The sequence below is a fragment of the Mesorhizobium sp. M7A.F.Ca.CA.001.10.2.1 genome (genome assembly GCF_003998575.1).
GTDB lineage: Bacteria > Pseudomonadota > Alphaproteobacteria > Rhizobiales > Rhizobiaceae > Mesorhizobium.
In genome coordinates this window covers 1-10,494 of record NZ_RZQY01000154.1, presented here as the reverse complement: position 1 = coordinate 10,494, position 10,494 = coordinate 1, and the positions used below count along the sequence as shown (strand labels likewise).

The following is a 10,494-nucleotide window of genomic DNA, read 5'->3' as shown; positions in this document are numbered from 1 at the left end:
TCTCAGTACAGCCCAAGCCGCCTTCTATATCGGGCTCTCCCAGCGCACGCTCGAAAAGATGCGGCTCAAGGGCGGCGGCCCGAAATTCCGCAAGCACGGCCGCTATGTCCGCTATCACATCGACGAACTCGACCATTGGTCGAAAGGACACCCGCAGCACTCCATCGCCGGCGATGGCAAGGCCGGTTCCGGCCAGGGCGGCACGGGAGGCCGTTCATGAGGCGGCGCCCTTCCATCCATCTGATCGGCAGCCGCCTGAGGCGTGTTCGAGCCCGTAAGACGGTCGCCTTGGCCGCGGCCGGTCTCGGTCTTTTGGGCTTCACGGCGCTGGGAAAGCCCGCCCCTTGGCTGGTCTGGAACGCCTCGGCCAGCGCGCCGATCGGCCTTTACCGCATCGCTGCGGGAGCGCTGGCGCGTGGCGATCTCGTGCTCGTGCGCCCGCCTGAATACGCGGCGTATCTCGCCGCCGAGCGCAGCTATCTGCCTCGCAATGTGCCGCTGGCAAAACGTCTTGCAGCGCTGCCGGACGATAATGTCTGCGCCTTCAATGACGCCATCATCATCGGCGGCGACATCGTCGCGCGCCGGCTCAAAATCGACGCCGAAGGCCGACCTTTGCCATGGTGGAACGGCTGCCGAGCGCTCGGGGATAACGAGGTTTTCCTGCTCGGCAGCGACAAAAACCGCTCCTTCGACAGCCGCTATTTCGGGCCTGTTCCCACTCAAAATGTCATCGGGAGGCTCGTACCACTATGGACCGAGTGACCCTCCTCTTGTTGGGCATGATCGCCATTGCGCCATGCGCCTGTTCCGCCTCGACCGGCGCTGAGCCGGTCGCCATCTCCCAAAGTCCGCAGCTGCGAAAGTGGCAGACGTTGGTATCGGAAGCAAGCCGGCGCTTCCATATTCCCCAAGCCTGGATCTATGCCGTCATGGCTGCCGAAAGCGGCGGCAAGACAATGCGCGGCGGCCGCCCCATCACCTCCCCCGCTGGCGCCATGGGCCTCATGCAGGTGATGCCCGGCACCTATGAAGAGATGCGGGTCGAACACGGCCTTGGGCCTAACCCCCACGATCCGCGCGACAATATCCTGGCCGGCACGGCCTATCTCAGTGCCATGTATGACCGCTTCGGATTTCCTGGCCTGTTTGGCGCCTACAATGCCGGTCCCGAGCGCTACGACGAGCATTTGAAGCGTGGCAAACCGCTGCCAGAAGAGACCGTCGAGTACCTCGACCAACTCAAGGCGGCCGGAGTTTCGGCGGCCGACATCGAGGCGTTCGAAAGCCAATCTGTCGCTCCAAAGGCGCAAATCGCTCCTCTCGGACGGTCGCTGTTCTTCATTCATGACGGTGTTCACTCAGGCGTGCGAAACGGCGATCTCTTCGTGCCGCTCGGCAAGGACGGCGCGCAGCCGAAGGAGCCGGTGCGTTAGCCATGGCGGACGGGGGCGCGTCTGGCGGGGCTGGGCGCGTACGGCAAGATAAAGGTACCGCCTCCAGGAGGCGGTTAAATCTTTGTCTGCACATCGTTTTTCCGGGAGGCTGCCGCCGGTGCCAAGAGGGTTGGACGTGTAAGTGTCTGATTTTGCTTGATATGTCTGGGAGGCTCGCATTAAGGATGACGAGTTCAGGCCGAAGCTCGGCAAAATCGGGTCGCGCGGCTCGAAGGCCGGCAAACGCTATGCCGGCCAGGTTCGTGCGGCGATCAACCGGGCTGGCGGCCGGCCGCAACGCGGTGGTCGCTTCACAGGAAGCCGGACAGGGCGCGGCGGGGCGGCCGCCGCACTGCTGAAATCGCGCGACCGGTATGCCGCCTTCCGCCAGCGCCGGGTGATCGTCAAGGCGCGGGTCGTCAAGCTCGCCGGCAAGGGCGCGGACGGGGCGCGTGCCCATCTACGCTATCTTCAGCGCGACGGGGTCACCCGCGAAGGTGAACCTGGCGAGCTCTACGGCGCCGACAGCGGCCGCGTCGACGGCAAGGCGTTCATCGATCGCGCGGACGGCGACCGCCATCAGTTCCGCTTCATCGTCGCTGCCGAAGACGGCATCGAGTACGACGACCTCAAGGCGCTGACGCGGCGGCTCATGGCGCAGATGCAGGAAGACCTCGGCACGAAGCTCGACTGGGTCGCGGTCGATCATTTCAACACCGGCCACCCGCACAGCCACATCATCGTCCGTGGCAGGGACGACCGTGGCGAGAACCTGGTCATCGCGCGCGAATATATCTCATCTGGCATCCGCGAGCGGGCGGCCGAGCTGGTCAGCCTCGATCTCGGTCCGCGAACCGACCGCGAGATTGAGCTTCGCCTGCGCCGGGAAATGGAGCAGGAACGCTTCACCAGCATCGACCGTCGGCTGCTCAGCATGCGTGATGATGACGGCCTGGTCTCGCCGGGCGGTCCCGACGCCATTCGCCAGACGCTGCACCAGGGACGGCTGCGCAAGCTCGAGCGGATGGGTCTGGCCGCGGAGGTCGGCGCTGGCTCCTGGCGCCTCGACGATGAGCTCGAAGCCACGCTGCGCCGCACCGGCGAACGCGGCGACATCATCAAGACCATGCACCGCGAACTGACCGGCAAGGGGCTTGCCCGCAGGGCCGCCGACTGGGTGATCCACGATCGATCCGGCGAGCCCGTCCAGTCTCTCGTCGGTCGCGTTGTCGCGCGTGGACTGGCCGACGAGATCAATGACCGCCATTACATGATCGTCGACGCCGTCGACGGTAAGAGCCATTGGATCAACATCGGTAGAGGCGAGGCGATGGAAACGATGCCTAATGGCTGCATCGTGCGTGTCGCGCCAAGGAACACCGAGCCGAGGCAGGTCGATCGTACCATCGCCGAAATCGCCGCCGCGCATGGCGGCCGTTACGACGTCGATATGCACCTGAAGCATGACCCATCCGCCACCGAGAGCTTTGCGCGAACGCATGTGCGGCGGCTGGAGGCGATCCGCCGCGCGACCGGCGGCGTCGAGCGAGAGCCGAACGGCACCTGGCTCATCGCGCCGGACCATCTCGATCGCGTCGCGAATTATGAGGGCCAGCGGGCCAGGGCCGAGCCTGTCGTTGCCGACAAGCTCTCCTCAATGGCGCTGGAGCGACAGGTCAGCTTCAACGGCGCCACCTGGCTCGACCGGGAGCTGGTTGCCGATAGACCCGAGCCTTTGCACGGATCCGGCTTCGGCCGCGACGTGAGAGAGGCGCAAGCTCGCCGGCGGCAGTGGCTGATCGCGCAAGGCCTCGCGCATAAAGAACAGGATGGGATCGTCTATCGAGCCAACATGCTTTCGATCCTGCGCCAGCGAGAACTGAACCGTGTTGCTGGCCAACTGTCGGAGGAACTTGGCCTGCCCTATGCCGAAGCGCGATCCGGAGGACGAGTAGAGGGTACGCTCCGCCGCTCCGTCGAGCTTGCCAGCGGAAAATATGCCGTCGTTGAAAAGTCGCGCGAGTTCACGCTGGTGCCATGGCGGCCGGTGCTTGAGCGCCATGTGGGCAAGGAGGTCTCCGGTGTCGTGAGTGGGGAGGGGATTTCATGGACCGTCGGCCGGCAAAGGAGCGGACCTGGTGTTTCGTGAGATGGTGTACAGCTTTTTAGCCAGCGGCGCGGGCAGCCATGCGAGCCCGCGTAGACCTTATGGCCGCACGCCCGCAATCGGTCGCATGGACCTGCCAGGCGGGGCGGCTTTGGAGCGTTCGGACCCGACACGCTGCGTGAGTGGCCAGACTTCGAGCGCTCGAAGATGCGGACTGTTGTCTGCTGGCCGGCGTTATTCCGGCTGGCCTATGACCGCGGCGCAACAGTTCACCGCTGAAGTTGCCACGGGCGAACATCGACAAGAGAAAAAACACCATTGCGCGTTACAAATCGCCGTTGAAAGCGTTTAGGTTGCATGCGCTTCGCCAAGTAAACGGATACCCCAGAAGAGAGCCATGACCACGGCCCGCCATATCGTGACGCTGCTTAAAAGCCACATTGCCGGCGACGAGGATCGTTTCCTCTCTATCGCGATGCAGCTTGCTGCGCATGAGGCACGTCAAGGCCATGGCAAGCTTGCTCAGGAGCTCAAGGATCTGGTCGACGCAGCCAAGAGCAGGGACGCCCGGATTGCCAAGAGCAGTCGGCCGGTTCCCCTTTTTCAGCCAAAGGGCGAACTCGCAGGCCTCCTGCATGTGCGCTATCCGGACCTGCGACTGACGGACATGATTTTGCCGGACAGTCTGCGCTCGCGCCTGCACCGCGTGCTGGGAGAGCAGCGCCAACAAGCAAGCTTGCGCGAGCACGGGCTTGTTCCCCGTCGCAAACTGCTTCTGGTCGGCCCGCCAGGATCAGGCAAGACGATGACCGCATCGGCATTGGCCGGGGAGCTTCATCTGCCCCTTTTCATGATCGTCCTCGATGGTTTGATCACCAAGTTCATGGGAGAGACTGCCGGAAAGCTGCGGCTTGTTTTTGATGCAATGCAGGCGACGCGGGGCGTCTACTTCTTTGACGAATTCGATGCCATCGGCGCGCGTCGAGGCGAACGCCAGGATGTTGGCGAGATTCGGCGCGTGCTGAATTCGTTTCTGCAGTTTCTCGAGCAAGACGACAGCCACAGCCTGATTATTGCGGCAACAAATCATCCCGAGCTGCTCGACAGAGCTTTGTTCCGCCGTTTCGACGATGTCATCGAATACGCCGTGCCCGATCGGCCGATTATCGAGGCGCTGCTTCGGGCTCGACTCGACCGCTTCGACACCAGAGGGCTTGCCTGGAACGAGGCGATCTCTCAGGCAGAGAGACTGTCGCAGGCCGAGATCACCCGCGCGGCCGACGACGCTGCAAAAACCATCATATTGCGGGGGGGGAAGCGGATCACCTCGGAAGCGCTCATCGACGCTCTGAAGGAACGCCGGCAGGCTTCGCTGTCTGAGTAGCGACAGCACAGATCATAATGGCAGACGATTTTCCGCGCGACCGCGCCCATATCCACCTTCGCAACAACGGCATTCGGGAAGCCTATCGGCGGCCCAACCAACTTATACATGCACCGCCGCTGCCGGCGCGTGATCGGGCGTCGCATGCTGCGGCCTTGACGCAATCCATCGAACAAGCGGTCGAAAGTGCACGCCAGCAGATTGCGGCGCGTGACCCCCAGCTGTCGGTCGGCACGCCTGGCTTTTACCTCGAGATCGATCTGCCCATGTCCGGACGGGCGGCCCTCGACCAGTTGGCCGATCGTCGCCGGCACATGGAGCTGGTCGCCGTCCATGAGCCAACTCAACCCGGTGCTCCCATCACAGCGTCGGTGTTCCTGCCGCAAAGCGCGCAAGCCTATTATTTGCGGAAAGTCGAGGCGTATCGAGACGTTGACACTGACCGCGGCAGACCGCGCAACGAGCCGCTCGTCTCCCGCATGGAGACAGTCAGGCTGGCGACTGCACGATCGTTGTTTACCGACCACGACGACCTCTTCCCCCAGGCCGCTGACGAGCAGGTGTGGTGGGAAGTCTGGCTGCGCGACGGTCGCCGCGAGAACTTCGAGCACATTGCCGAAGCCCTGAACATCACTTTGCGCACGCATGCGGTCAGGTTTCCGGAGCGGGTGGTCATGCTGGCACTCGCCAGCACGGCAATGCTCGACCGCATGATTGCGCACAGCGATGTCGTCGCCGAGCTGCGGCGCGCGAAGGATACGCCGTCCTTCTTCATGGGCCTTGGTGGCGCGGAGCAAAGGGACTGGAGCGACGAGCTTCTCGGGCGCGTCAGACCGCCTCAATCCGATATTGCGGTCTGCATTCTCGACAGCGGCGTACGTCGCACCCACCCGTTGATCGAACCCGCACTTGCCGTTGAAGACTGGCACACCGTCAAACCGGCATGGGGCAGCGACGACACACCTGCGTGGAGCGGCCACGGGACGCGAATGGCAGGTGTCGGCCTGTACGGTGATCTGGTCCCGCTCCTGGTCGGAGGCGATCCAGTTCCATTGCCCTTTCGGCTGGAGAGTGTCCGTATCCTTCCGCCAGAAGACGAGGCAAACGATCCAGAACTCTATGGCGCGATCACCGCGGAAGCGATCGCCCGCGCCGAGGTGCAGGCGCCGGAGCGCCGCCGCGCGATCGCAATGGCTGTGACAAGCGCCAGTCCGGCGCGTGGAAGGCCCACATCGTGGTCTGCCGCTATCGACCAACTCTGTTTCGAAGAGGAGCAGCGACGCTTGATCGTTCTCTCTGCCGGCAACATCGGCGATGACCTCATGCCGGCCGAGCATTTGACGCGCAACGATCTGGAAGCAGTCGATGATCCTTCTCAGGCCTGGAATGCGCTGACGGTCGGCGCTTTCACAGAAAAGGTCGATATCATTGACACCGACTTTGCGGGCTACGCTCCGATCGCGCCGGTCGGCGAGCTCTCGCCGCGCAGTCGCACTTCGGTCGTTTGGGACAGGCAGTGGCCGGTGAAGCCCGAGGTCGTCTTCGAAGGCGGCAATCTCGCCCATGACGGTGTGTTGCCTGGCGAGCCGATCGACGATCTGCAGATATTGACCACTTTCTATCGACCCGAACTGCGCCACTTCACCACCCTCGGAGATACGAGCGCGGCAACGGCCCATGCCGCACGGATGGCGGGACTGATTCTATCAGCGCGCCCCGAGCTGTGGCCTGAAACGGTTCGCGCCCTGATCGTCCACTCGGCCGAATGGACTCCGGCGATGCGCGCACGCATCGATGCGTGCAACGGAGCGAAGGGCGAGATCCAGGCGCTCGTGCGGCGCTATGGTTACGGCGTGCCAGATCTTGGGCGCGCGCTTCTGTCAACGGTGAACGACCTCACGCTTATCGTTGAAGATGAGCTTCAGCCTTTCCAGCGCGAGGGCGGCGCGGCTGCCAAAACGCGTGACATGAAGCTGCATCGCCTGCCTTGGCCGAAGGAGCAGCTCGCGGCGCTCGGCGCTGCCCAGGTCGAGCTCCGCGTCACGCTGTCCTATTTCATCGAACCCAACCCCGGTGAACGCGGATGGACCCGCCGGCATCGTTACGCGTCCCATGGTCTTCGGTTCAGAGTAAAGTCAGCGACCGAGACAGTCGACGAATTCCGAGCCCGCATCAATCAGGCCGCTCGGGACGAGGAGGAAGGGGCGCCTGCTGGAGGCGGAGAAGAGTGGCTGCTCGGCACCTTCCGCGATCGCGGCTCGTTGCACGCCGATTTCTGGTCGGGCAGCGCCGCCGATCTCGCCGAGCGTGACGCGATCGGCGTGTTCCCGGTCGGGGGCTGGTGGAAGGAGAAGCCTTACCTGGAACGCGTCGACGCTCTGGCTCGGTACGCCCTGATTGTGACGATTCGGGCGCCTGGGGTCGATGTTGACATCTTCACACCCGTCGAAGCAGCCCTGACTGTCGAGACGTCGGTCGAGACCTGATGCAGCACTGTCCAAACCGGCCAACAACGGAGGTTTGACCAGCCTCTGGTGCCATGGCGGCTGGTGCTGGATCATCACGTCGGCAACAGGGATCATGCGCGGAGGACGATAGGCCGCCAAAGGAGCGGGCCAAGCGTGTCATAATGGCGCCCATGGTCACGCCCACAAGCCGCGCCCCCTGCGTCTACAGAGAGGTGCGCGTCTGCTTAGGCGGCCGAGACATCGCTTACCTGATCAACGCGCTCGCCGTATTTGCGCCTGTAAGCGGCAATGAAATCGTCGTCGCTACAGATGCAGCGGCCGCTGGAGTCCTTGGCCTTCGGATCGTGCAAGTGAGAGCCAAGGGGGCGCAGAAGATTCACCCGAGTGCTCGTCGTCGGGCTCATGGGAAACCCCGCACTATGTTTGACCAAATCCGCGGCAAGCATAATCCCGGCAAGCACCGACTGAAAGGCCATCGGAACCACAGTTCGAACGCGGCGACTTCCTTCGCTAAGCTGGAACACCAGACCGCCGCAGATAGCCTGCTGATAAAAGGAGCGCAGGGGCTGGCCAACAAACGGGGCTAGCGGTTCAAACGGCACAGCCATCGCTGTAGCCACGCGAACTACAAAGTCGTTGGGAACTCCGGCATTGGTCTGCAGGAGCGTTTTCACCTGCTCGTGTGCTTCCGGTATTCCGAGTTCCTCGGCAATCAGCTGGTGCTCGTCCTTGGATTTTCCGGATGGCAGGTACATGCAACAAAGGCAAGCCTGGCCGTCATCGAAACCATGCCGGGAGATACCGAGATCGTGCTCCTGCGTCCAAGCGTTTGCGATCCATCGCGGCAGTGCACCTTGGACAGCCAGACGGTCGGCGGCGGTGTCAAGCGCCACACCCACTTGGTCGAAGACCCAATTGCCCCGGCGCGCAACATATTCTGCCCACGTCAGAGGGTGCGCCTCGACCTCAAGGGCAGTCGATCTAAGGGCGGTGGCTGCAAGAACCGCTTTGGACATACCAATCTCCGCCTGGCCAGCCAATGCGTAGCGCTGCAGGTTTGAGAGTTCGATCGCTTCGTGATCGATTACATGCAGACGACCTTTGAGATCGGGTTGTCTCGCTAGCGCCCAAAGCGAGCCATGGCCTATCGCACCGAGCCCAACGAGGTGGGTTTCGCCAAGGTCGACTGGGAAGTCGATCGGGCCAGGCTCTCCGGCTTTGGTCTTGTCGTAGCTGCATAGCGAGAGGTCGATGGTTTCGTCCAACTCGGCGCCGGTCAACTGGGCAGCGAAGATAGTTCGAAAGACGTTGGCGGCGCCGAAGCAACTGGCGGCGCCAGCTCCATAAGGCAGCAGACTTGGGCCAGAGCCCACCGGGTCCGTACGCGACAGCTTTGCCGCCCAACCGTCCGATCCCACGAAAAAGATCGGGCACCGGAGTGATGGGCGCGTTACCCCTGCAACGACGCAGACGGTGGCAGACTTGCCGGAACGCCGGATGCCGACTTTTGGATTGATCGACTTTGCCAAGCGCTCCAGCGCTTGGGCTTGAGAGCTCGCCGCGCTGTCCAGCGGGAGTATCGCCAGAACCGGGTAGAGCCTAGCGAGCAATCTCACCGCAAGATCTAGTGTCGCCTGGCCTTCGGCGCAGGAAGCGGCCTGATGGTCGAAGGCGACTGCCACGACCTGCTTTTCAAGAGCTGCTTTGAAGTCTCCCAGATGAAAATCGGCCAGGACCTGAGATGCCGCCGTGGCGGCGCGATCGATGAAGTTAGCGAATGCCATTGTTCAACTCGATATCATGATCATTCGCGACAGTGCCGCGGGAGGGAGCGCATTCCATTTGGCCTTTTCGTCAAGCCGATAGGCGGCGACCCGAGCAAAATCGAAAGGCTCGCGGGCGAAATTCGGCACGACCAGCGACAGACACCCAACCGTGGTAGCAACCGCATAAGCGTCGTCCGTCGTCGAATGGTAGGCGCGGCCCGGATGGCTGTGAATCTGGGCCAAGAGTTTCAGGCCGCTTTTGTAGAGCCAGACATTGAGCCGGTGCAGTTCTTCGGCCGCAACGATCACGCAAACGCCATCGTTTGTCCGAATGTGACGCTGCGCCGGGATAACCGTCTCTGTTACGGCAAAGTGCCGCTCTTGCTGAACGCCGACCCAGAGCGCCATCCCCTCATTGCCCTCGCGACCAACTGAGCGCAGATGCCCATGCGTGGTCGAGATGCAGCCGCGCGGGAGAGTCACGATCGTTACATCTCTCAAACCAGTCATTCTTGTATCGCCTGAGGGGATACCACCATTCCTACGATTGTCGGTTGGAGTTGAATCTGCAACTGCTCTATAGGAACGATTCCGTACTTGATGATCTTGTCCAGGATGAAGGCCAAACAGCCTTCGCCAGAACCCCGATGAAGCAGCCATGGATCACCTGAATGGGCTGGATTGTCGTGGTATTCCCGGACGCCCGCCATGCACAGGAATGGTTCGTCCTCGGGACTGTTGGCCTGGATGAAGTCCGTCAGCGGCACGGCGTTCTGCTGGATGAGAGCTCCTATCATCTCCGGCGGCGTTCCGGGCAGCGGCGGACGTCTAAGCATTTTCAGGTATAGATCTTTCCGGGCAATCGGATGACGCGTAAACGGATCGACGAAGACCACGGACGGTGGTCTTAAGTCGTAGTCGGTGAAGTCGACCTCGCTCGCTGCGCTGACCACCCGTGGCTTTAACTTGGGGCTGGCGAAAATGAAGAAAGCGCGCGGAAAGGTCGCCTCGATCAAGAAGCAGCCCTGAGCCCGATAGACATCAGCATATGGCCGGAACCGGCCGATCTCCCGATCAAACTTCGCTCGGGAGACCTCCGGATCCACACTTTGGTGTTTAGGCACCTGCGACGCCCGCCTTCAGGCTGAGGAACAGGGTCACAGTATTCGGGAAACCGAAGTCGCCAAGCTTCTTGTCGACATCGAGCAAGTTGCCGGCCTCATCCTTGAATTCCCAATTCTCGGCTGGTTGGGCGACATTCTGCGTGTTCTCAAGGGCTTTGGTACGAATGACGTGAAGCGGCTGGTTGGGATTGGCTTCGACCTGCGTGGGC

At 62.4% G+C, this 10,494-nt stretch carries 10 protein-coding genes; 6 read left to right on the top strand and 4 right to left on the bottom strand.

What is annotated here, in order from left to right:
- The 6 genes from EN964_RS12755 to EN964_RS12730 all read left to right on the top strand — a co-directional run.
- Nucleotides 1-220 (top strand): AlpA family transcriptional regulator (locus tag EN964_RS12755; protein WP_145971085.1); only part of this gene is annotated, 220 nt, incomplete at its 5' end.
- Nucleotides 217-765 (top strand): S26 family signal peptidase, encoded by a 549-nt coding sequence (locus tag EN964_RS12750; RefSeq protein WP_024505646.1) that lies wholly within the window; start codon nucleotides 217-219, stop codon nucleotides 763-765. The genes EN964_RS12755 and EN964_RS12750, both read left to right, overlap by 4 nt.
- Nucleotides 753-1,436, top strand: a complete 684-nt coding sequence (locus tag EN964_RS12745; RefSeq protein WP_024505647.1) for a lytic transglycosylase domain-containing protein — start codon at nucleotides 753-755, stop codon at nucleotides 1,434-1,436. Before EN964_RS12750 ends, EN964_RS12745 begins: the two co-directional genes overlap by 13 nt.
- A gap of 178 nt (nucleotides 1,437-1,614) precedes the next feature.
- Nucleotides 1,615-3,585, top strand: coding sequence for a relaxase/mobilization nuclease RlxS (gene rlxS, locus EN964_RS12740; protein WP_024505648.1), 1,971 nt, complete (start codon nucleotides 1,615-1,617; stop codon nucleotides 3,583-3,585).
- A 355-nt stretch (nucleotides 3,586-3,940) separates the two neighbouring features.
- Complete coding sequence (locus EN964_RS12735) at nucleotides 3,941-4,927, top strand: AAA family ATPase (protein WP_024505649.1); 987 nt, start codon at nucleotides 3,941-3,943, stop codon at nucleotides 4,925-4,927.
- A 17-nt stretch (nucleotides 4,928-4,944) separates the two neighbouring features.
- Entirely contained in the window at nucleotides 4,945-7,413 is a 2,469-nt protein-coding gene (locus tag EN964_RS12730) for a S8 family peptidase (protein WP_024505650.1), read from the top strand.
- 206 nt (nucleotides 7,414-7,619) lie between these two features.
- Here EN964_RS12730 and EN964_RS12725 read toward each other — a convergent pair whose 3' ends face one another.
- The 4 genes from EN964_RS12725 to EN964_RS12710 form a co-directional block, all read right to left on the bottom strand.
- Nucleotides 7,620-9,179 carry an E2 ligase fold family C protein gene (locus tag EN964_RS12725; RefSeq protein ID WP_024505651.1) on the bottom strand — a complete coding sequence of 520 codons (1,560 nt, stop codon included), beginning with the start codon at nucleotides 9,177-9,179 and terminating at the stop codon, nucleotides 7,620-7,622.
- Between the two features lie 3 nt (nucleotides 9,180-9,182).
- The gene (locus EN964_RS12720; RefSeq protein ID WP_236383243.1) at nucleotides 9,183-9,569 is read right to left on the bottom strand and encodes a Mov34/MPN/PAD-1 family protein; all 387 of its coding nucleotides are present in this window, start codon (nucleotides 9,567-9,569) and stop codon (nucleotides 9,183-9,185) included.
- A gap of 98 nt (nucleotides 9,570-9,667) precedes the next feature.
- A complete protein-coding gene (locus tag EN964_RS12715) occupies nucleotides 9,668-10,267 on the bottom strand; it encodes a putative metal-binding protein (protein ID WP_372958890.1) in 600 nt (199 codons plus the stop codon).
- 10 nt (nucleotides 10,268-10,277) lie between these two features.
- Nucleotides 10,278-10,494: DUF2604 domain-containing protein (locus tag EN964_RS12710; protein WP_127276414.1), on the bottom strand; the 217-nt coding region annotated here is incomplete at its 5' end.

Coding starts and splice junctions, on each gene's coding strand:
- EN964_RS12730 (WP_024505650.1), top strand. CDS start 4,945: ATGGCAGACGATTTTCCGCGCGACCGCGCCCATATCCACCTTCGCAAC.
- EN964_RS12745 (WP_024505647.1), top strand. CDS start 753: ATGGACCGAGTGACCCTCCTCTTGTTGGGCATGATCGCCATTGCGCCA.
- EN964_RS12720 (WP_236383243.1), bottom strand. CDS start 9,569: ATGGCGCTCTGGGTCGGCGTTCAGCAAGAGCGGCACTTTGCCGTAACA.
- EN964_RS12750 (WP_024505646.1), top strand. CDS start 217: ATGAGGCGGCGCCCTTCCATCCATCTGATCGGCAGCCGCCTGAGGCGT.
- EN964_RS12735 (WP_024505649.1), top strand. CDS start 3,941: ATGACCACGGCCCGCCATATCGTGACGCTGCTTAAAAGCCACATTGCC.
- EN964_RS12725 (WP_024505651.1), bottom strand. CDS start 9,179: ATGGCATTCGCTAACTTCATCGATCGCGCCGCCACGGCGGCATCTCAG.